General features: G+C 71.7%; 14 protein-coding genes. 5 read left to right on the forward strand and 9 right to left on the reverse strand.

The features are described from left to right. Window positions 1-34 precede the first annotated feature (34 nt). Together AVR91_RS11290 and AVR91_RS11295 are read right to left on the reverse strand one after the other, a co-directional pair. Window positions 35-811, reverse strand: a complete 777-nt coding sequence (locus AVR91_RS11290) for an FHA domain-containing protein (RefSeq protein ID WP_063275232.1) — start codon at window positions 809-811, stop codon at window positions 35-37. After that, a complete protein-coding gene (locus AVR91_RS11295; protein ID WP_063275231.1) occupies window positions 808-2,544 on the reverse strand; it encodes a serine/threonine-protein kinase in 1,737 nt (578 codons plus the stop codon). The genes AVR91_RS11290 and AVR91_RS11295 overlap by 4 nt, the downstream gene beginning before the upstream one ends. A 136-nt stretch (window positions 2,545-2,680) precedes the next feature. Here AVR91_RS11295 and AVR91_RS11300 point away from each other — a divergent pair, with 136 nt between their 5' ends. The 5 genes from AVR91_RS11300 to AVR91_RS11320 are packed head-to-tail and all read left to right on the forward strand — an operon-like array spanning window position 2,681 to window position 10,185. Further along, window positions 2,681-4,759, forward strand: a complete 2,079-nt coding sequence (locus AVR91_RS11300; RefSeq protein WP_143253958.1) for a fibronectin type III domain-containing protein — start codon at window positions 2,681-2,683, stop codon at window positions 4,757-4,759. Between the two features lie 17 nt (window positions 4,760-4,776). Then, window positions 4,777-5,739 carry an AAA family ATPase gene (locus AVR91_RS11305; protein ID WP_063275243.1) on the forward strand — a complete coding sequence of 321 codons (963 nt, stop codon included), beginning with the start codon at window positions 4,777-4,779 and terminating at the stop codon, window positions 5,737-5,739. Beyond that, window positions 5,739-6,866, forward strand: a complete 1,128-nt coding sequence (locus tag AVR91_RS11310; protein WP_228709183.1) for a DUF58 domain-containing protein — start codon at window positions 5,739-5,741, stop codon at window positions 6,864-6,866. The genes AVR91_RS11305 and AVR91_RS11310 overlap by 1 nt, the downstream gene beginning before the upstream one ends. 23 nt (window positions 6,867-6,889) lie before the next feature. Continuing rightward, window positions 6,890-8,944: a transglutaminase family protein gene (locus tag AVR91_RS11315; RefSeq protein ID WP_063275229.1), complete on the forward strand. Its 2,055-nt coding sequence runs from the start codon at window positions 6,890-6,892 to the stop codon at window positions 8,942-8,944. Then, entirely contained in the window at window positions 8,941-10,185 is a 1,245-nt protein-coding gene (locus AVR91_RS11320; RefSeq protein ID WP_063275228.1) for a protein kinase domain-containing protein, read from the forward strand. The genes AVR91_RS11315 and AVR91_RS11320 overlap by 4 nt, the downstream gene beginning before the upstream one ends. A gap of 4 nt (window positions 10,186-10,189) precedes the next feature. On the opposite strand, the gene AVR91_RS11325 is transcribed toward AVR91_RS11320, so the two are convergent. From AVR91_RS11325 to AVR91_RS11355, 7 genes are all read right to left on the reverse strand, one after another. Further along, on the reverse strand, window positions 10,190-10,558 hold the full coding sequence (locus AVR91_RS11325) for a YciI family protein (RefSeq protein ID WP_063275241.1): 369 nt from the start codon (window positions 10,556-10,558) through the stop codon (window positions 10,190-10,192). A gap of 85 nt (window positions 10,559-10,643) precedes the next feature. Continuing rightward, window positions 10,644-13,358: a helix-turn-helix transcriptional regulator gene (locus tag AVR91_RS11330; protein ID WP_063275227.1), complete on the reverse strand. Its 2,715-nt coding sequence runs from the start codon at window positions 13,356-13,358 to the stop codon at window positions 10,644-10,646. Window positions 13,359-13,402: 44 nt separating this feature from the next. Further along, on the reverse strand, window positions 13,403-15,535 hold the full coding sequence (locus AVR91_RS11335) for a transglutaminase family protein (RefSeq protein ID WP_063275226.1): 2,133 nt from the start codon (window positions 15,533-15,535) through the stop codon (window positions 13,403-13,405). After that, entirely contained in the window at window positions 15,532-16,653 is a 1,122-nt protein-coding gene (locus tag AVR91_RS11340) for a DUF58 domain-containing protein (protein ID WP_063275225.1), read from the reverse strand. The genes AVR91_RS11335 and AVR91_RS11340 overlap by 4 nt, the downstream gene beginning before the upstream one ends. A gap of 2 nt (window positions 16,654-16,655) precedes the next feature. Next, the gene (locus tag AVR91_RS11345) at window positions 16,656-17,615 is read right to left on the reverse strand and encodes an AAA family ATPase (RefSeq protein ID WP_063275240.1); all 960 of its coding nucleotides are present in this window, start codon (window positions 17,613-17,615) and stop codon (window positions 16,656-16,658) included. Between the two features lie 111 nt (window positions 17,616-17,726). Beyond that, window positions 17,727-18,047, reverse strand: coding sequence for a hypothetical protein (locus AVR91_RS11350; protein WP_063275224.1), 321 nt, complete (start codon window positions 18,045-18,047; stop codon window positions 17,727-17,729). 4 nt (window positions 18,048-18,051) lie between these two features. Continuing rightward, the gene (locus AVR91_RS11355; protein ID WP_228709184.1) at window positions 18,052-20,820 is read right to left on the reverse strand and encodes a polymorphic toxin-type HINT domain-containing protein; all 2,769 of its coding nucleotides are present in this window, start codon (window positions 20,818-20,820) and stop codon (window positions 18,052-18,054) included. Window positions 20,821-20,852: the final 32 nt, after the last annotated feature.

Raw genomic sequence — 20,852 nt, forward strand, 5'->3', positions numbered from 1 at the left:
AAGTGGCTTTCGCAACACGCGACCGCGGACGAGATCACGACCACGACCGCGCTTCCAGCAGCGCGAGATCCGGCGGCACCAGGGTCGCGGAGTGCAGCAGCTCGCCGATCAGATGGACGTTCAGCGCATTGCCCACCGGCTCGCCGATCTCTTCCCTGGTGAGGCCGGGCACCCCGGCGTCGACGAGCCGCATGCGGACGTTGGTCACCACGTGCTCGGCCTTCTTGGGCGCCCACTTCCGTTCCGGTTCCAGCTTGGCCAGCTGCTCGGCGACCCGGCGCCAGCTCAGGGGCTGGGGGTAGGCCTCCTGCCGGAGGAAGCGTTGTGCCAGCGCGACCAGGACGGTGCGCTCCTCCGTGGTCAGCCGCCAGACGCCCGGCGGTTCCGTGACCTCCGTGCCGAGGGACACCGGGGCAGTCGAATCCTTTCCCGCGACGAAGATCTCCAGCAGATGTTCACGTCCGCTGGAACCGCGGACGAAAAGCGCGGTGTAGCCGTCGGAAAGCGGTGCCGGTTCGTCGCCGCCGAAGACGAGCCGGGAGCCGGGGAGCCGGATCGGGAGCTTGCCCTCGTTGCGCACGCACCAGGCGCCGCCTTCGTGGACGAGGGTTCCCTGATGACGGCTGATCCGGCGATCGTCCTCGCCGAGACAGACGTGCACGTCGTCCCGGTTGCGGCCGAACAAGAGCTGCCGTCCGTCTTTCGGGGGCATCGACGACCGGCCGGACACGGTCGAGGCGAAGATCGTCCCCGGCTCGGCCGGCGGGACACCGTGGGCGAGGCTGGGATGGCAGCGGTCGAACGTGGTCATGGCAGTCTCCTCGCCACTTCGCCCGCCAGGATCGTGGCCGGGCCGCAGAGCCGTGCCGACGGCGGGTCGCCGTTCACGACGATCAGGACGGATTCCAGCATCGGGATGTTGTCGATATCGGTGTACGGGCGATAGGCGATCGTCGAGCGGCACGTTCCCGGCCCGTAGTCGTCGGCGGCCGTCCGGATCTCCCGGCCGGCCTCGGTGCTGTACGCGCCGTCCTCGTCGTCGAGGGGATGTCCCCGGTCGAAGATCACCCGGACCCGGACGGCGGGACCCTCGAAGTTGCAGCTCCACCGGCCGAAGTACGGCTGCGGCGGGCCGGGCACTTCGGGTGCCGCGGGATCGAGGAGGGCGCACGCGTCCACCTCCGCGAGGGAGCGCGCCGGGAATTTCCCTTTCCGAAGCGGATTTCCGTCGCGGGACAGCGCCTTCGTCGCCGAATCGGTGGCGACGTCGGCGATCGCGCACAGGTCAACCGGGGCGCCGGGGTCGTCGCTCGCGGTGACCGCGACGAGGTATCCCTCGGGTACGAGGATCAGCCGGGCGCATTTGTCGTCCTGGAGCGGGCCGCCGACGACGTCGAAGGCACCGACGCGTTTCAGTTCGCCGTCCGGCGGATTCCCGGGATGGCTCTTCAGTTCCACTTTGACGTCGGTGAAAGTCCCGTCGCCGCGGTGGAGGAGCACGTCGCACCGGTTGAAGTTGCCGTAATCGGGTTCGAGTTCGGTGCGCCCGTACGAGCGGAGCGCGGCCGTGTCGGTCAAGCGGCAGGGATCGAGAGCACGCGCGTCGAAGGGTGCGGGCGTCGCCGGCGTGCCCGCCGAGAGCATGCCGGCCGCGACGGCCGCGATTCCCGCCGCCACGCCGATCGGACGCCGGAACCGGTGGCGCCGGCCTCGTCGCGCCGGTGCCACCTTGCCCGGGCACGCCGCCAGGGCGGCGGCCGCTTCGGCGGCGGACGGACGGAGTGCCGGGTCCGGATCCAGCATCCGCGCGAGCGGAGCGGCCAGTTCGCCCGCGGCACGGGACATCGGGATGTCGCCGTCCGCGGCACGCCGGACCCTGGCGAGCGGGGTCTCCCCGGCGAACATCGGCGAACCCTCGAGGGCGGCGTAGAGCGTCGCGCCGAGGGAGAACACGTCCGAGGCCTCCGTGGGCGGGTCGCCGCGTGCGACCTCGGGAGCGAGATAGCCGGGAGTGCCCGCGTACAGCGCGGCGTCGGTCAAGGTCTCGTCCGCCGCGACGGAACGGGAAATGCCGAAATCGGTCAGTTTCACCCGCCCGTCCTCGCCGATCAGGACGTTGCCCGGTTTGAGGTCGCGATGGAGGATCTTCCGCTCGTGGACGGCGGCGAGCGCCGACGCCAGCCGGACCCCGATTTCCGCGACCTCCGCCTCGGGCAAGGGGCGTTCGGTCAAAACGGCGGCGAGGGTCCGCGAAGGGACGTACTCCTGGATCAGCCACAGCTCGTCGTGATCGCTGACGATTTCGTGATAGACGACGACATTCGGATGGTCGACCGAAGCGGCCAGGCGTGCTTCGCGGCGCAGCTTGCGGCCGGCTCCGGTGGCGCTCATCTTCGCTTGTTTGGCCGCGACCGTCCGCCCGGTCCGCTCGTCGAGCGCGCGCCAGACCACGCCCTCCCCGCCGGCGCCGACGCGTTCGACCAGCCGGTAGCGATCCGCGATCAGGCGGCCCGCCGGTTCACGGTCTCGGCGCGAGAACGTCATGTCGGACCATCCGTGGTCGTGAGCCGGAGAAAGTACCCGTACGGGCACCGAGCGTAGCGTGGCCGGTCCCCGCGCCAGTAGGAGACGGGGAATCGGTTCGGGAACCCTCCCGAATCGCTCGGCTACCGTCCGTGCCGTGAAAAAGGGCACTCGGGGGAGCACGGCTTGGCGGGCCCGGCTGCCGGTCGTGACGATCGTCGTGGTCTCGGTGGCGGTTTTGACGACCGCGGTCACCGGCGCGGCGAAACCGCCGCCGGGGATCCAAGAGATCCCCGGCGGCCACTGGGTCTACAACTCCCTGCTCCAGTCGGCTTTCCACATCGACGGCGGTACGGCGGGGATCGACGCGCAGGTCGCGGTGCCCGGCGATCCGGGCAGCCAGGTCGTGCAGGGGGACACCAGCGGCTACGTCGTGGGCGGTACCCGGATCACCCCGTTCGGCAAGTCGGACCTGACCGCCGGGCCGCCGGGGGTGCCGCCCTCGGGCGAGGTCCCGGCCGGGGTGGAGACCGCGGGCGGCCCGTATCTGGTGTACCGGCAGGCCGGACAGATCATCCGGCTCGGCGATCCGCCCGCGCCGATCTCCGCCGGGGGACCGGTCGGCGACCCGGTCGCCACCGCGGAGGGGACACTGTGGCTGCCGCGTATCGCGTCCGGTCTGCTCTGCCGGCTGGACCGCGGCGCGGAGAACGTGTCCTGCCCGGTCACCCTGCCCGCCGGCCACTTCGGCGCACTGACCCTGGTGGGGGACGAACTGTACTTCGTCGACGCGTCCGACGGCGTCGTGCGTGCGGTCGAATCCGGTGGTCTCGGCGTGCCGGTCCCGATGGGGCTCGGCGCGGGCGCCGACCTCCGGACGGCGGCCAACGACGTCGCCGGTCGCGTGGCCGTGCTCGACCCGGCGCGGAGCCTGCTGCATCTGGTCGACCCCGCTCCCGGGCCGCGGCGGCCGATCACGGTGCCGCTCCCGCCAGGGCAGTACGACGCGCCGGTCGCGGCGGGTTCGGTGGTCGTCGTGGTCAACCGCACGTCGGGCAGGTTGTTCACCTACGACGCCGACGGCAGGCAGACCGACGACAAGCCGCTCCCGGCCGACGGCGGCACGGCACGGGTCGTCCGCGGCGAGGACGCGCACGTCTACGTCGACGGCGGCCAGGGCGCCCACGTCCTCGTCGTCGCCAAGGACGGCAAGGTCACCGACGTTCCCGTGGTACCGCCCACGGAGAAGAAGGATCAACCGGTCCCGGCGCAGCCCGCCCCGGGACAGGGGCCGGTGGCTCCGCCCGCTCAGCGAGGTGGCGAGGACGGGCGTCGCGGCCAGGACCCCGGTACCGACCGGCCCGGTCCCTCGAAGCCGAACCCGCCGCCGGTCACCCCGCCCGCCGTCCCGGCCAGTCCACCGGGCGCGCCGCCCGGGGTGTCGGCGACGGGAGAGGCGGGCGCGGTCACGGTCGCGTGGTCGGCCGCTCCCGCCAACCGGGCCGACGTGACGTCGTACCGGATCAGCTGGGCGGGTGGTTCCCGGACGGTGGACGGCGGCACCCGCCGGGTCAGGATCACCGGGCTGGCGAACGGAACCCGGTACACGTTCACCGTCGTCGCGGTGAACAAGGCGGGCACCGGGCCGGGTGCTTCGGCGTCGGCGACCCCGGCGGCGGCCGCGGCCGCACCGGCGCTCACCGTGAGCCGCCGCGACGACGCCGCGATGCTCTCCTGGACCCGGCCGGACCTCGGCGGCGGGGAACTGGTGCACTATCTCGTCACCGGTACCGGTTTCGCGCAGCAGACGGTCGCGGGCACCTCCGCGAGCTATCCCGGGCTGACCGCCGGGAATTCCTACACCTTCACCGTTCGCGCGGTGACCAGGACACCCGGCGGGCAGACGCGCGAAGGTCGGCCGGCGAGCCGGACGATCACCGTTCCCGCGCCGACGATCACCATCAGCCGCGGCCGGGACACCTCCAGCGAGAACTGTCACGAACCGGACTGTGCCCAAGTCAACGTGACGATGAAGGGTTTCGAGCCGGGCAAGCGGTACGCGATCCGGCTCAGCTCGTCGAGCAACACCGACGTGCGGACCGAATACACCACGACCGATGCCGACGGTTCGGCGACCTACAACGAACTCAACTACGACGTACCCGGCCAGACCATCTGGGTCAGCGTGCAGACCCCGGACGGCCGGATCACCTCCAACAGGATCAGGTGGACTTAGTGGTCACCATCGGCTCGATGACTCCCTTTCCCCCGCCCGGCGAGGTCTACGGACGCATCGCGAAGAACGTCCACAGTGTGTTGCGCGGCAAGGAAAAGATCGTCCGGCTCGCGGTCGCCGCGCTGTTCGCCGAGGGACATCTGCTGGTGGAGGACGTGCCCGGGGTCGGCAAGACGACACTGGCCCGCTGCCTGGCCAGGAGCGTCGGCGGATCGTGGAACCGCATCCAGTTCACCCCCGACCTGTTGCCCGGCGACATCACCGGCGTCCCCGTCTACCACCAGAAGGAAGAACGCTTCGAATTCCACCCCGGCGGGGTGTTCGCGAACGTCGTCGTCGCGGACGAGATCAACCGGGGCACCCCGAAAACGCAGTCGGCCCTGCTCGAGGTGATGGCCGAGCGGACGGTCACCGTCGACGCCGTCCGGCACGAGGTACCGCGGCCGTTCCTGGTCGTCGCGACCCAGAACCCGATCGAGATGGCCGGGACCTACCGGTTGCCCGAAGCGCAGCTGGACCGGTTCCTGATGCGGCTCGACGTCGGTTATCCGGACCTAGCCTCCGAGGTCAAGGTGATCATGGGCGACTGCGCGGGCTTCGGCCCGGACGAACTGGCGCCGGTGGTGGACATCGAGACGGTGCGCCGGACGATCGGCCAGGTCCGGGCCGTCCACGTCGAATCCGCCCTCTGCGAGTACGCCGCCCGGCTCGCGGCCGCGACCCGTGAGCACGCCGCCCTGCGCTACGGGGCCAGCCCGCGGGGCAGCATCGCGCTGATCCGCGCCGGGCAGGCCTACGCCGCGACGGACGGCAGGGCGTTCGTCACCGTGGACGACGTCAAGGAGGTCGCACAGGCCGTTCTGGCGCACCGGCTGATCCTCACCGCCGATGCCGAGCTGAACGGCCGCGACCCCGGCGGAGTGGTGGACGAGGTCCTCGATGCGACACCCGCCCCGGTGAGCGTGGGGCCGCGGGCCTGATGATCCGGCTGACCAAACGCGGGGCGGGCGTTCTCGCCGCGACCGTGGGGCTGTTCGTCCTCGGCCACTGGGCCGGTTATCCGTTCTTCCTCGCGATCGCGGGGGCCGGGGCCGGCGTGCTGATCGCGGCGATCGTCGCGACCGGACGACGTCCCCGCGTCGTGGTGTCCCGCCGGATCTCCCCGGACCGGGTGGAGCGTGGCAGGCCCGCGGCCGCCACCCTGCTGGTGCGCAATCCGGCCAGGCGGCGGCACGGTGCCTTCACCGCGGGGGACCGGGTCGGTGAGGCGACGCGGACGGTCGACATCCGCGCGCTGGGCCCCAACGCGGAAACCGCGCACAACTACGAACTGCCCACCGAGCGGCGTGGACGGCACCAGGTCGGTCCGCTGGTCCTCGAGCGGGCGGATCCCTTGGGGCTCGCGTCCCGGCGGCTGACCACGGGCGAGACCGCGATGCTGTGGGTCCACCCGAGGGTGCACGTGCTGTCCCCGCCCGGCGGCGGGCGGCCGCGGCACCACCACGAGGGGGCCGTCGCGGACGAACGGCTGCGCGGTTCCGAAGACCTGCGCGAGGTCCGCGAATACGTGCACGGCGACGAAATCAGGCATCTGCACTGGAAGGCGACGGCGAGGACCGGCAGCCTGATGGTGCGTGACCACGTCGACCCGCATCAGCCCAGGTTCACCGTGCTGCTGGACTCCCGGTTGCGCGGCCCCCGGCTGGAGGACGCCGTCGACACGGCCGCGTCGCTGGCCGGTTCGGCGGCGCGCGCGGACCGGCCGACGCGGCTGGTCTCCTCCGGCGGTCTCGACGTCGACACCGGGGGAGGACCGCGGGCGGTGCGCCCGCTGCTGGACGCCTTGTGCGTGCTCGAACCGTCGTCCGGTCCGGCACTGGTCCCGGAGGGGTTGAGCCGCTCCGGGGTCGGCGGGCTGGCGGTGGTGACCGCCGGTGGTACTCCGGCCGATCGGGTCGCGGTGGCCGCGTTGCGCGGCCGGTACTCGCCGTTGATCGTCTTCGTGCTCGGCGACGACGAGACGTTCGGCGGTATCCCCGGCGCGGTGGTGCTCCCGGTCTCCGATGCCGCCGAAGCGGCCCGGCGATGGAACGCGCTCGGCTTATGAATCCACAATGGACACAACGGCTCGTGGTCGCGCTACTGCTGCTCGCCTCGGGACTGCCCGGCCTGCTTTTCGCGCCGGTGTTCGGCGTGGGCTCCCTGCTGCTCCCGCTCGTCACGGTCCTTCTGGTCTGTTTCGCCGTCACCGAGGTCTCCCTGCGGGTGGCCGCGCTGCGTCCGTGGCGGCCGGTCCTGATGCTCGTCTCGGGCTTGCTCGCGTTGGGAGAGCTCGAATTCGGGCCTGGTCTCCCGGACGCGGCGATGCTGCGGGGACTGCTCGACGGGGTCACCCGGTCCTGGCAGCTGACACTCCAGTCGACCTGGCCCGCGCGGGCGGACGCGGAACTGTTCCTGTTCGTGCCGCTCGCGGTGCTGTTCGCCGCGGTGCTCGCGGTGGAATCGGCGCGTGTGCCGGCGGTGGCCTTGCTTCCGGGGCTCGCCGTCGCCGCGTTGAGCCAGGCTTACGTGACGCTGTCCGGGCCGGTCGCCACCGCCGCCGGGCTGGCCTACGTCGTCGTCGCCGGCACGCTGCTCGCCCTGACCCGGCGGCGCGAGAGCAGGCTCGTCCTCCTGGTGCCCACCGTGGTGCTCGCCGTGGCGGTCTCGGCCGGGGTCACCGCCCTCGATCAGGGAGCGCGGCCCTCGCTGGCGCTCGAACACGACGCCGCCCCGGTGCCGCCGCTGCGGGTGGACAACCCGCTCGACCAGGTCGCCGACCGGCTGACCCGCCCGGGCGAACCGGTCTTTCGCCACACCGGGACGGCCGGGACCGATCGCTGGCGGATCGCCGTCCTCACCGACTTCGACGGCGTCAGCTGGCGGGAGAACGGCGGCTATCTCCGGTTCGGTGCGACGCTCGGGACGGCCACCCGGCACGCGCGGATCACGGTCCCGCCCGGCGGTGGCCCCTGGCTGCCCAGCCAGCCTCTCCTGGCCACGGTCACCGGGGCCGATCCGCTGGTCGACCCCGCGACCGGCACCCTCCTGCTGCCGGGACGGCGGGGGCCGGTGGAGTACGAGCTCGGCTGGCGTGAACCGGCGGTGGCGCCGGAGACGTTGCTGGACGCGGGAATCGAGGCCGCGGCGGTGACGGGCGGGGTCGGGCAGGTGCCGCCCGGCGTCGCAGAACTGGCGCGGACGGCCACCGGCGGGCTGCGCCCGTCGTTCCGGGCAGCGCTGGTACTGGAGCGGTATCTCGCCGAGCACTACCGGCGGGCGACCGGTCCGGTACTGCCGACCGGAAGCGGCTGGGCGCAGCTGAACAACTTCCTGTTCACCACTCGCGCGGGTACCAGTGAGCAGTTCGCCGCCGCCTATGCGGCGCTGGCGAGGCTGACCGGGATCCCCGCCCGGGTCGCGGTGGGATTCCGGTCCCCGCAAGGAGGTCCCGGCCCGGTGACAGTCCACAATGGAGACTCCTTCGCCTGGCCGGAGGTGGCCGTCGCCGGTGTCGGCTGGGTTCCGCTCGATCCGGCAGGCGGTGCGTCCCGCGGCACCGCCACGACGGCCGGTGCGTTGGCGCGGGCCACCGACCAGGCACGCGACGCCCTCCCGCCAACGCAGCGGTTACATGATCCGGACGTTCGCCCGGACGGGCCCATCGCCCCCGAACCGCCCAATCCCGACACGTCGTGGATCGCGACCTTGCTCGCCTGGCTCGGAATCGGTGCGGTCTCGGTGCTCGTCTGTGCCGTCGTGGCGATTCCGGGGCGGCGGGCCGTCCGGACCGCCCGACGGCGCCGCCGCACCGGTCCGGCGGCGGTCGTCGCGGCCTGGATGGAGGCGAGGGACGTCCTGCGCGCGCACGACATCGTGGTGTCCCGCGGTGCCACGGCCCGCGAACTCGCCAGAGGGTTACCGTCCACAGTGGACAAATCTGTGGTGGAAGGCCTGGAATGGCTCGCTCGCCTGGTGGACATCGCGCTGTGGTCCCCGTACGGCGCCGACGACCGGACGGCCGCGCAGGCGTGGTCGGCGGTCCGGGCGATCCGGAAGGGGCTCACGAAGGTCTCGTTCCCGGCCCGGTTGCGAGCCGCGTTCGACCTGGGCAGCCTGCGGGAGCCGGGACTCGTGGCCGAATGACCGGAAACGTGTTCGGCGCACCCCTCGGCATCGGGCCGGTCGCGACCGTCTATCCCGCGACCTACGCGGGGGTACCGGTCGCGATGAAGGTCTTCCCTGCGCGGCTCGATCGAGCGACCTTGTCGGCGGTGGAACGCGATCGCGACCGGTTGCGGGCGGTGGCCTCCGCGCTGCCGGTCGACGGCGTCGACCAGTTGCCCGGCGGGCGGCACGCGCTCCGGATGGAACGGTGCACGCAGTCCCTCGCCGCGCTGCTGGGCCGGCTGGGAAGGCTTCCCACGGGCGATGCCGTCGTACTCGGCCATACCGTCGCGACCTGTCTGGCCTCCGCGCACGCCGCCGGGGTCGTGCACGGCGGTGTCCACCCCGCGAACGTGCTGTTCCGCACGAACGACGAACCGGTCCTCGCCGACTTCGGCGTCGCGCTGCGGCAGGCGTTCCCGCGCGATCCGACGCGGTCGCTCGAATACCTGGCGCCGGAGACCCTGCGCACCGACACGTTCGACGAACGGACCGATCTGTACGGCCTGGGACTGGTGCTGTACCTGGCCCTGACCGGCGACCATCCGCAGCCCGGCAGGCTCGGGGAACCGATGGGCGAGCGGTTGCTGAGGCTGCTGCGCACCCCGGTGCCGCCGATCGACCGGCCCGATGTGCCGGTCATCCTGTCGGCGATGGTGAGCAGGCTGCTCGCCCCGGATCCGGCGCACCGCCCGCCGGACGCCGCGTGGGTCGCCGACCGGCTCGCCGAAATGTTCCCCCGCCCCGCGGAACCGGACCGACCTCCCCCGTCGAACGAGCGCGAAGACGCCGCCCCGCCCACACCGGCGAAGGCCCGCCGTTCGATCGGTGGCCTCGTAGTCGGTGCGGTGGCGGTCGTCCTCGGTGTGGTGGTCGCGTTCCTGATCGGCGATCGGCGGCCGGAGGTCGTCACCACGACTCCGGCCGCCACGCCCGGACCGGAGCAGGTGGTGGACCTCGAACTGGAGCTCGCCGAGCCGGCCGACCGGGGAAACCAGGTCATGCTCGCTTGGACGAGCAGTTCGGACATCGTCGACTACGCGGTGATCGTCGCCCCCGAGAACGAGCCCAACCGGACCGTGCTGGCCGGGCGGGCGCACGCGATCACCATTCCGGTCGATCCCGTGCGCCGCTACTGCTTCGAGGTGCAGGCGACCGACAGCCGGGTCATCCACACGAGCCCGCCCAAGTCGATCCGCGGAGCCGTTTGCCGCCCCTGACCGCTCAGGCGGGGGGCTCTTCCTGGAGCGCGCGGACCTCGACCCGGCTGCGCAGCGCACGCGAGGCCTGCTTGGTCCATTCGATCGCGACGTCGTCGTTTTCGGCCTCGATGATCCAGAAGCCGCCCAGGTACTCCTTGGCCTCGACGAACGGGCCAGGGGTGAGCACCGGGGTGTCGCCGGAGTAGTCCACCGTGGTCGCGGTCGACGGCGGCTGCAGGCCACCGGCGGTCACGAACGCGCCCGCCTCCTCGAGGGCGGAGTTGAACGCGCCGACCTCGGCGATGAGCTTTTGCAGCTCGGCGGGGTCCATGTCCGCCATCGTCGGCTCCTCGGCGGCGTCGTGGGGAAGGCTCAGGAAGTACTTCGTCATGGTCGGCTCCTCGTCGTCGGTGCTGTGCCGAAAACCTATGCGGCGGACCCCGGTCGGCGAATCAGTCATCGTGACCGGTATCCGATCACCGGACGAGGCCTGCCAGCTCGGCACGGCCGGTCACACCCAGCTTCGGATACGCCTTGTAGAGGTGGTGGCCGACGGTCCGCGGGCTGAGGAAGAGCTGCGCGGCGATCTCCTTGTTCGTCTGACCGGCGGCGGCCAGCCGGACGACCTGCAGCTCCTGCGGGGTCAACAGGGTGAGCGGGCCGCTGCGCCGGGGTTCGTCGCCCCGCTCGCCGAACGTGGCCAGCTCACCGCGAGCGCGCTCGGCCCAGAGCTCCGCGCCGAGTCCCTCGAACGCGGACACCGCCGCCGCGAGATGGGCGCGGGCCTCGGTGCGGCGGCGCTGACGGCGCAGCCACTCGCCGTAGACCAGCTGGGTACGGGCGTGCTCGTAGGGGCCGCCGTGCCGCTCCTGGATCCGCAGCGCTTCGGTGTACAGCGCGTCGGCGTCATCGGCCAGCAGGGCCCGGCAACGCAGAGCGAGCCCGGCGGCGATCGGGCGGTCGACCTGTTCGGCCCAGTGCAGGAACGTGGCCAACGGTTCGTGGGCGCGATCCGGCTCGCCCGTGCGTACGGCGGCTTCCACCAGATCCGGCACCGCGCGCATCAGGAGATCGCGGCTCGCGGGCCCCTGGAACACCTTCTCGAGCCGGTCGGCCGCCTCCTTGAACCGCCGGGCGGAAAGGTCGAGCATGCCGAGCCCCCAGTCCGCGAGCTCGGCGTTGACCCGGTGCCGGGCCCGGGCCCGCGGGAGCACCTCCTCGGCAAGCGCCCGGCAGCGCGCCTCGTCACCCGAGACGGCAAGCAGCCACACCTCGATCGACCGGTGCGCCAGGCGTTCGGTCGTGTTGCCGAGTTCGGCGGCCACGGCCGCGCCTTCCGCCACACACGCACGGGCGTCGGCGAACTCACCGCGGAACAACCGCGCCACGGCGAGCACGTTCAGGGTGTACGGGACCCAGCCCAGCGCGCCGGTGGCCCGCACCTGGGCCAGCATGTCCTCGGTCCCGGCGGCGACGCCGTCGTCGTCCGCGATCATGAGCCCGCCGAACCCGGCCGTGACGCGATGCATCAGGTCGTTCCCGCCGCCGCTCTCGGTGGTGTAGAGGTCGCGCATCGGGCCGACGGCCGCCTCCGGGCGTCCGGCGAAGAGCTCCGCCCAGCCGAAAAGGGCGGTGACGATCGGTGCCCAGTCCTCCGGCGGGGTGAACCCGCGCATCAGATCGGCCACGCGCCTCAGCAGATCGTGCGCCGCTCCGTGCCGGGCGGCGTGCACGGCCTCGAAGAAGTTGAGCGCGGCGCGCTCCGGATCGGTGTCGCGCACCAGCTCCGCGGCCCCGATCGCCAGCTCCGCATCGGCCCTCGGCGAGGTGCGTTCGTATTCCACGGCGCCACGCGTGTAGATGGCGTCGGCCCGGACACCGGGCTCGGAGGTGAGCGAGAGCGCTTCGGCCGCCAGCCGGGCGGCGCGGTCGGCCTTGCCGGCGTCGAACGCGGCCTGGCTGGCGCGGGCGATACGCCGGGCCTTCAGTTCACGGTCGGCGCTGAGCCGGCCGGCGCGGTCGTAAGCGGCCGACACCGCCATCGCGCCGCCTCGGTGCCAGGCGCGCTCCGCCGCGCGTTCGAGTTCGGCGGCCACCGTCTCGTCGGGGCTCGTGGTGGCGGCGGCGAGGTGCCACGCGCGGCGGTCCGCGTCGGTCCCCAGCGCGTCGGCGTACGCGCGATGTACCTCGATCCGCCGGTGCAGCGGCGCGTCCTGGTAGGCGGCCGCCCGGACCAGGGGGTGGCGGAACGTGATCCGGCTGTCGATCCGGAGCAGCCGGTCCCGTTCGGCGGGTGCCAGGTCGCCGGGGGCGCCACCGAGCGCTTCGATCACGTGCAGGATCGTCGCGAGCGGTGCCGCCGTGTCGGCCGCCGCCGCCAGGAGCGCGCGCTGGGTGGGTTCGGGAAGCTCGACGATCTGGCGGCGGAACGCCTCCTGCACGCGGCGGGTCACCGGCAGCGGCCGGACCTGCTCGGCCGGGTCGGGCTCGTCGGCGTCGCGTGCCGCGAGCCGCGACGACCCGAGTTCGATGATCGCCAGCGGATTGCCACCGGACTCCGCGAGGACCCGGGCCCGTACCGGTTCGACGAGTTCGGGCGCGTGCTCGTCGAGCAGGCGGGCGGCGTCGGGCGAGGCGAGGCCGGACAGCTCCACGACCTCGATGCCGGCCATCTCGAACGGCGCCGACGTCTCACGCACGGCGAACAGCAACGCGATCCGGTCGGCCACGAACCGGCGGGCCGCGAACAGCAGCGCCTCCACGGAACCCTGGTCGAGCCATTGCAGATCGTCGACCACACACAGCAGAGGCGCGTCCTCGGCCAGGTCGGCGAGCAACGACAGGGTGCCGGCGGAGATCAGGAACCGATTGGCCTCGTCTCCCTCGGCCAGGCCGAAAGCGCATCGCAGTGCCGTCGCCTGCGGGGTGGGCAGGGCGTCCAGCCGGGCCAAATGCGGAAACAGGAGCTGATGCAGACCGCCGTACGCCAGCTCGGAATCGGACTCGACCCCCGCCCCGCGGACCACCCGCATGCCCTCGGCTTCGGCGATCGACACCGCGTGGTCGACAAGGACCGATTTCCCGATTCCCGCCGCGCCCCGCAACGCCAGCACACCGCTTCGCGCGTCACGCGCGTTCGCCAGCAGGCGTTGCACCCGTGCCAGCTCGACGTTTCTTCCCACCAGCGACATGTGGTCACCCTAGATGGGTGACGCTGCCGTACAGCGCCCCGTATTCACGAGCGGGCGGGTAACAGCGTGCGGGGGTTCACCGCGGCAAGCAGCCGCGCGCGCAGGCCGCGCCGGGCCAGGCCACGCCGGACTTCGCGTACCGCGGCCCACGCCTGCGGTCCGGAGTGCGGGCCGGTGCCCACCCCGGACCACAGCGCGACGTCCACTGTGGACGCCAGCAGTCGTAGTCCGTCTACTGTGGACTGACCGCCGGTGCCGTGCGCGGCGGCCGCCAGATCGCGGACCGTCATACCCGCGGTGCACGGGACGCGGTGTTCGCGCAACCGGTCTTTGACCTCCCGGCAGGCACCGAGCACCGCGCCGATGCCGTGCTGACGTCGCCGCCACCATGCCCGGGCGCCCTTGGCGAGCGGGACACCGGCCAGCCAGGCCACCAGCAGTGCCGCGAGCGCGATCAGGACCGTGCCGAACGGGAACGTCCAGCCGCCGTCTCCGGTGCCGCCGTCGCCGGCCCCGGCATCGCTCCCGGGCAGTGGCCGTTCCTGGATCTGCGCGGCCGGTGGCAGCTGCGTGCGCGCCTGCGCGGTCACCGCCGCGAGGCTGGTCGCGCCGCCGGTTCCGGTGCGCGCCGCGCCCGTCGGATCCAGCGCGACCCAGCCGACGCCGGAGACCGCGACCTCGGGCCAGGCCACGACGTCGCCGTTGTGGACGGTGTAGCCGCCGCCGGCGTCCGGCTTGTCCGGCGTCCGGAAGCCGACCACCAGGCGGGCCGGGATGGCGAGTGTCCGCGCGAGGGCGACGTAGGCGCTCGCGAACTGCTCGCTCGTGCCCAATTTGGTCTCGAAGAGGAACTTCCGCAGCTGTGGCCAGCCGTGTCCGCTCGGCAGGTCGGTTCCCGTGGCCAGCCGGTAGCGCTCGCGAAGGAACCGCTCCAGCGCGAGCGCGGTCCGGAAGCTGGGGCGCAGCCCGCCGACCGCCTCCCGGGCCAGCTGGCCGACTTCCGGCGGCACGTCGCCGATGCCCGCGAGGCCGCCGGGCGCGGCCGGGTCGAGCGCCGCGTCGAGCAGATCCGCCGGATGGATCTCCGGCGACCACCAGCTCAGGGTGTACCGCTGTGGGCCGTCGCCGGGGCGCGGCAACCAGAGCGTGCCTTGCGATTCCTCGACCAGCGGTGCGATCCCGCCGACCGCGGCGGGCCAGGTCTGGCTGGGCAGCCACGGCCCGGTCAGGCCGCTCGTGGTGACCGTCGCCGAGCGCCGGTGCGCGGGCACGGACACCGCCGGGCCGGGCGCGAGTTCGGTGCCGAGCCGCCGATAGCGGCTGCCGGGGGTCCAGTTGACGCCGTCGAAGTCGTCCAGCACGACCAGCGGCCAGCGGTCCGTGTCGGTGTCGCCGCGGAAGGAGAACAACGGCGTGCCCGGATGTTCCAGCCGGTAGGCCACTTCGTCGAGCGGATTCCCGACTCGCGCGTCGAGTTCGGCGACCTGGTCCCGTTTCAGCGAGTACGCCGGACCGGGCGCGGGTACGAGCAGGTTCGCGACGAGCGCGCCGGCGACACCGAGCACGAGCGCGGGTACGGCCAGCGCCAGCGCGGGCACCTTTCCGCGGTGGCCTTCGGCGTCCGACTGTGGCATCAGGGCGAACACCCCGCCCGCGACGGCCGCGTACCCGAGTCCGCAGAACAGGGCCGGGAATCCGGACAGCGCCTGGAAAAGCTGGCTCACGACCACGACGGTGAAGCTCGGGAGGAGCGCCAGGATCGGCCGCCTCAGCCTCAGCAGCTCCACCCCGATCACCCCGGCCAGCAGCACCAGCAGCGGGACGAACAACAGCGTGGACGGCTCCGGCCGGGCGGGCCAGGTCGACTGCAGCGCGAGCCGCCAGGATTCGGTGACGCCGTCGGCGAGCGCGGAAAACGTCGCCCCGGTGGGAAAACCGGCGGCCGTCGTCGAGTAGAGCACGGTCTCCACGACCCCGGCCAGCCCGACGACCAGCAGCAGCGACGCGCGCCACGGCACCAGGGATTCCCTGCGCGAGCACAGCTCGGTGACGCCGAAGACCAGGAGCAACGGGACACCGAGGGGCGCGAGCAACGCCGCCACACCGAACACCGGGGCGAAGAACAGTCCCGCGACCATGGCGGCCAGCAGGATCAGCGCGACGGTGAGCCGGTTCATCCCGTCACCTCGTTCCACTTGCGCACCGCGTGCGCGGCGTCGGCGGCGTTGATCACGCGGACACCCGGAACGACGGGCGGTTCGGTCGCGGCGAGGTCGACGAGGAACAGCGAGGAATAGCGGGGCCGCAGGGCGGTCAGCCCGTCCAGCCTGCCGGTGGTGACGGCCATCAGACAGCCGCCCTGATCGCGCGCCGACGCCAGCTCGCGCGTCACGAGCGCCTCGCCGGCGTCTTGGCCGAGCTGGCACAGCTCGTCGAGCAGAAGCCGCGAACCGAGCGGGCCGCCGGCGGTGGCGAGGTCGAGACCGCCGGAGCCGACGAGCCGGGTGTGGTGCCCGGCCATCGCGGACGCGTGCAGAAGTGACGCGGCGACGTCGACGGCTTCTTCGAAAACCTCGGGAGTGAAGGACGAACGGCGGGTGTCGAGCAGGAGCGTGAACCGCGGCTGCTGCGGATCGGCGTAGTCACGGACCATCATCCGGCCGGTCCGCGCGGTGGCTTTCCAGTGCAGGTGCCGGATTTCGTCGCCCGGCTGGTATTCACGGACGTCGCGAAGGTCGAGCGAACCGCGCAACGAGTCGGTCGTGCTGCCTTCGTGGTGATGGCGTGGGTAGCCGCCGGTCAGCGCACGCGCGGGGTGCCGTCGCGGATGTACCCAGAGCTCCGCGGTCTCCCCGGCCGAAAGCCGGTTCCTGGCCAGGCCGAACGGGTCGACGCGGTGCAGTGTCAGCGGCCCGACCGGGAGCCTGCCGCGGCGTCCGGTAGGCAGTTCGTAGCGATAGGTGGCTTCGGCGTCCTGGGCGAGCGACCTGACCCGGATGGTCTGGACGGCGGCGCCTGCCTTGTCCCTGGCGTCGAATCCGCGCTGGCGGCGCCCGGCGAGGTTGCGGACCGTCAGCTTCGCGAGCGCCGGACGTCCGCGCTCGACGCGTTCCGGATACACCTCACGGCTGACGCCGACACGCAGACCGCGCGCGGTGACCACGACCGCGGCGGCCACCGCGGCCAGCCCGGCCACACCCAGCACGCGGAACAGCGGGTAGCCCGCCCATTCGGCGGCGACGAGCAGCAGTGCCGACACCACGAGCAGGACCACGCCGCGGGCGGTCAGCCGCATGGTCAGCGGCCCGCGTGGTTCATCGCCGGCGCCGGGACGGACGCCAGCACCTCGGCCACGATGTCCGCCGGGCCGAGCTGGTTGAGCTCGGCCTCCGCGGTGAGCACGAGCCGGTGCGCGAGGACCGGGACGGCGACTTCCTTGATGTCGTCGGGGGTGACGAACTGGCGGCTGCCGGTCGAGGCGATCGCCTGCGCGGCCCGGACGAGCGCGATGCTGCCGCGCGGGCTCGCGCCGAACCGCACGGCCGGATGGACCCGGGTGGCCGCGGCGATCCGGGCGGCGTACTCGCAGACGGCCTGATCGAGGTGACCGGCGCGGACCTCGGCGATGGCGGCCAGCAGCATCGGGACGTCGACCACCGCGGGCAGATCGTCGGCCGAGACGCCGGCGCAGTCACCCATGATCACCATGACCTCGGACTGCAAATCCGGGTAGCCGACCGAAATCCGCATCAGGAACCGGTCGAGCTGGGCCTCGGGCAGCCGGTAGGTGCCCTCCATCTCGATCGGGTTCTGGGTGGCGATGACGAGGAACGGCCGCGGCACCTCGTGCCCGACGGCGTCGACCGTGACCCGTCGCTCGGCCATCACCTCGAGCAGCGCGGACTGCGTTTTCGGGGTACCGCGGTTGATTTCGTCGGCGACCACGATATTGGCGAAGACGCCGCCGGGGTGGAACGCGAACTGCTCGTCCTTCTGGTGATAGACGGTGACGCCGGTGATGTCGCCGGGGAGCAGGTCCGGGGTGAACTGGATCCGGCTCCAGCTGCCGCCGATACTGCGGGCGAGACAACGGGCCAAGGTGGTCTTGCCGAGACCGGGGACGTCCTCGATCAGCAGGTGCCCCTCGGCGAAGAGCGCGGCCACGGCGAGCCGGACGATCTCCGGCTTGCCGCGGATCACCCCCTGGATGTTCGCCGCGATCAGTTCGAAGGCCTCACCGGCCCTGGACCTGCCCACCTTGCCCCCTGCGATGTCGATCCCGCTGGACCGTTCGGCCCATGATGCCACCTGCTCACGGTAACCGGCCAGGTACAGGAACAGGTCGTCTCCAGTACATCGGAGCTTTACTCAGCCGCTGGTGGCCTTGGTGATCCCGTCGGACATGCGTCGCGCGAGCTGCTGGAACTTGGCCCACGAGCCCGGATCCGCGTTCCAGTCGTACATCGTCTGGGTACTGAGCGTCTCGAACAACGGATGCGCGGGATCGGCGGCCATGCGCCGCAGGAGGTCCGCCACTTCGGCAGCGCGATCGCCGAGGATGTGCACCAGCCGCTCCGCGGACTCGTCGGCTTGTTCCGCCAGGCCGTCGTGGATGAACAGTTCGAGTTCGTCGGCGTTGTAGTACGCCCCGAACTCGTCGAGCATGGTGTCTTGCGGGTTCGGCGACATCGGCTCACGGCTCCGGGAAGTAGGTGACTGGTCGCCACTCGTTCGCGTTCGGCGCGTACTCGTAGACGACGCGGGCGTTCTTCTGAGGCGCCACGACGAGATCGGGAATGCGATTGCCGTTCGCGTCCAGTGCCAGGGGACTGCTCGGCCCGCCGACCCGGCGCGCGACTTGCGCCGACTCACCGAATCCTCGAGGGTCGTTCGTGGTCACAAGGACTCTGTGCCGGACCGGTTTCCCGGTAACCGGATGGACATAGAGCTGCTGACCGGTCACAGGATCAGTGTAGGAAACCACTGTGCCGTCGCGGAGGTCGGCTTCGAGCTGGGCTCGTGCCCGTCCCAGCGCTTCGGCTTCGGCCTGCGCGCTCCGGAACCGGGAAGCACGGCTTGCCGGCGCGGCCAGACCGTCCGGGGCCATGCCGGTGCGTACTCGCGTGGCCTGCTGCCCGTCCGTCGTCTGGTAGCCATGCCTGCCATGACCGTGGCCTTCCTGTGCGGCGTTCGGATGCGGATTCTCCAGCGGCCGATCGGCATCGGCGACCGACCGCTCGGCACGCCGTCGAGATTGTTCTGCCCGCCATTGCTCCCGTGCGCCACCGCTGTAGCAGTCCTCACCGCCGGCGTTGTGGGTGAGCACGTCTTGGCCGCCGACGTTGACGTAGTACGTGTGCAGGCCTTCGATCGTGAGGTTGTGCACCTGTTGCCGTTGCGTCCGCTCGTCCAGGGCGACGACTCGCAGGAGACGGCCGTCGGGTGTACGGAGCAGGTTTCCTCGGACGAGGTCTTCGGCGTCGGTCCACCGGCCGGTGTCGGCGACCCAGAACGGGTGCTCGTCAGTGGCTGTGACAGTGCCGGTGGCGTCTCCTCGGTCGCCGTCGGTGTCGACGGTGATCCGTACCAGCTCCTTCAGGCCCTGTCCGGGAATGAGGTCGATCACCGGCCGGGCCTGAGTGAGGCCTGTGACGGGGTCGGTCGCCAGCACCCGGTCGCCGAGCCTGACTTGTTCGATCGGCTTGTAGGTGCCGTCGGCCAGCAGCACGGGCGTGCCGGGTACGAAGCTGTTCGGTGTGGGGCAAGTGTCCGTGCCGGTGTCCCGCCGGTCCCGATCCGACGGGCGGGCGGGGGAATCGCCCCGGCCGGCCCGGGGCAACGTGGGCAGTTGCGTCACCGGATTCGGGAGCACCCTGCTGCCGCGCCGGTCGCCATTTTTCGGCGACCGTGAAGCCGTCCGTGGTGCGGCCGTGTCCGGAGTAATCGGCGGCGGCGCGCTGTCGACTCGATCGGGTGCCGTCTGGTGGTCCGGCCGCGGCCTGGCGCCGGTGTCCAGATCGGGTCCCCGACCTCCGGGCAACGCCTCGACCGCGTTGAGTACCCGCTTGCCGACGCCGACACCGGGGATGAACATGGTGCCGATGTCGACCGCCGCGCGGCCGACGACACGTTCCGGCTTGTCGCTGTTCCAGTCCTCCTTGTACGGGCGGATGACCTCGTCCACCACCTTGCCGGGATTTCTCACGATCTCGGCGACCGCCTCACCGCGTTCTTTGATGCGTTTGTCGGCCGCGCGCCACTCTTCGCTGTCCGGATCGGCCTCCGACCACGTCGTGGCGTCCTGGTTCGCCTGCACGAAGCTGCCGATGGCGGCCGGGATCGCCTCCAGGCTCTCCACGATGGTTTCCCGCGCTTCGTCGGCCACATTGCCGACCAGGTGGTCATCCGGGTCGTTGGCCGCCGCGGGTGGTTGCGCCGGCCTGGGGCGGGATGGGGTCCGGGACGCCATCCCGGGGAACTCATCGGACCGCCCACGCGTGGGACCCGCGGTCAGCAGGCTGTCGAGATTCTCGCGGACACCCCCGCGCGCTCCTGTGCTTCTGCCGTCGGCACGGCCGCGATCGGTGACCACGGCGTTCGGCACCATGCCCGGAAACCGGTCCCCGCTATCGGACTTCGGTTCGCCGGTAAGCACATCGCGCAGGTGATCCGGCAGTCGTGCCGGTGCGGAAATCTCTCCGGCGCCGCTGTCGTCCTTGTGGGTTTGTGGTCGGTCTTTCTTTGCTTTCCGGGCGTCTGCCGATTGCTGTCGTGATCGTTGTGGGGTCGGTGATGTCCTGGCGATCCTCTCCTCTAGCGTTTCCTCCTTTTTGGGGTGGGACAGGTCGAGTGGGAAGCGTTCTGTTGCTTCGGGTCGGGATCCTGCCGAGGTCAGGTTCTTGAGGATCTCTCCGGCGCCGCCGTTGGCTTTCGGGGTTTGTGGTCGGTCTTTCTTTGCTTTCCGGGCGTCTGCCGATTGCTGTCGTGATCGTTGCGGAGTCGGTGATGTCCTGGCGACCCTCTCCTCTAGCGTTTCCTCCTTTTTGCCGTCATTTTTGTTGTCCGCCGGCCGGCTTTCCCTGGCCTTACGGACGTCGGCCGCCTGCTGCCGCGCTCGTTCCGGGGTCGGCCCGGTCAGCCGGCCCGCCGGCGACTCGGCTTTCTTCTTGTCATCCTTGCCTACGTCTGACGATTTGCCGACTTTCCGCACGACGGTCGGTGTCTTGACGACCTTTGTCGTCTTCTTGTCGCCCGCCGGCCGGCTTTCCCTGGCCTTACGGACGTCGGCCGCCTGCTGCCGCGCTCGTTCCGGGGTCGGCCCGGTCAACCGGCCCGCGGGCGACTCCGCCTTCTTCGGGTTCGGATCCTTGGCAGGTGGCTGACCGGCGGTGTTCCTCGGCTCCGCGTGCGCGTCCGTCGCCCCGAGCACGCCGAACACCGCGGTCAGGACGCCGCCGGCCACCGAGTAGAGGATCGCTCTCGTCGGGTCTGCTT

It is taken from the genome of Amycolatopsis keratiniphila subsp. keratiniphila (assembly GCF_001620365.2).
Lineage (GTDB): Bacteria > Actinomycetota > Actinomycetes > Mycobacteriales > Pseudonocardiaceae > Amycolatopsis > Amycolatopsis keratiniphila.

Coding starts and splice junctions, on each gene's coding strand:
- AVR91_RS11320 (WP_063275228.1), top strand. CDS start 8,941: ATGACCGGAAACGTGTTCGGCGCACCCCTCGGCATCGGGCCGGTCGCG.
- AVR91_RS11340 (WP_063275225.1), bottom strand. CDS start 16,653: ATGCGGCTGACCGCCCGCGGCGTGGTCCTGCTCGTGGTGTCGGCACTG.
- AVR91_RS11350 (WP_063275224.1), bottom strand. CDS start 18,047: ATGTCGCCGAACCCGCAAGACACCATGCTCGACGAGTTCGGGGCGTAC.
- AVR91_RS11305 (WP_063275243.1), top strand. CDS start 4,777: ATGACTCCCTTTCCCCCGCCCGGCGAGGTCTACGGACGCATCGCGAAG.
- AVR91_RS11295 (WP_063275231.1), bottom strand. CDS start 2,544: ATGACGTTCTCGCGCCGAGACCGTGAACCGGCGGGCCGCCTGATCGCG.
- AVR91_RS11310 (WP_228709183.1), top strand. CDS start 5,739: ATGATCCGGCTGACCAAACGCGGGGCGGGCGTTCTCGCCGCGACCGTG.
- AVR91_RS11290 (WP_063275232.1), bottom strand. CDS start 811: ATGACCACGTTCGACCGCTGCCATCCCAGCCTCGCCCACGGTGTCCCG.
- AVR91_RS11325 (WP_063275241.1), bottom strand. CDS start 10,558: ATGACGAAGTACTTCCTGAGCCTTCCCCACGACGCCGCCGAGGAGCCG.
- AVR91_RS11335 (WP_063275226.1), bottom strand. CDS start 15,535: ATGAACCGGCTCACCGTCGCGCTGATCCTGCTGGCCGCCATGGTCGCG.
- AVR91_RS11330 (WP_063275227.1), bottom strand. CDS start 13,358: ATGTCGCTGGTGGGAAGAAACGTCGAGCTGGCACGGGTGCAACGCCTG.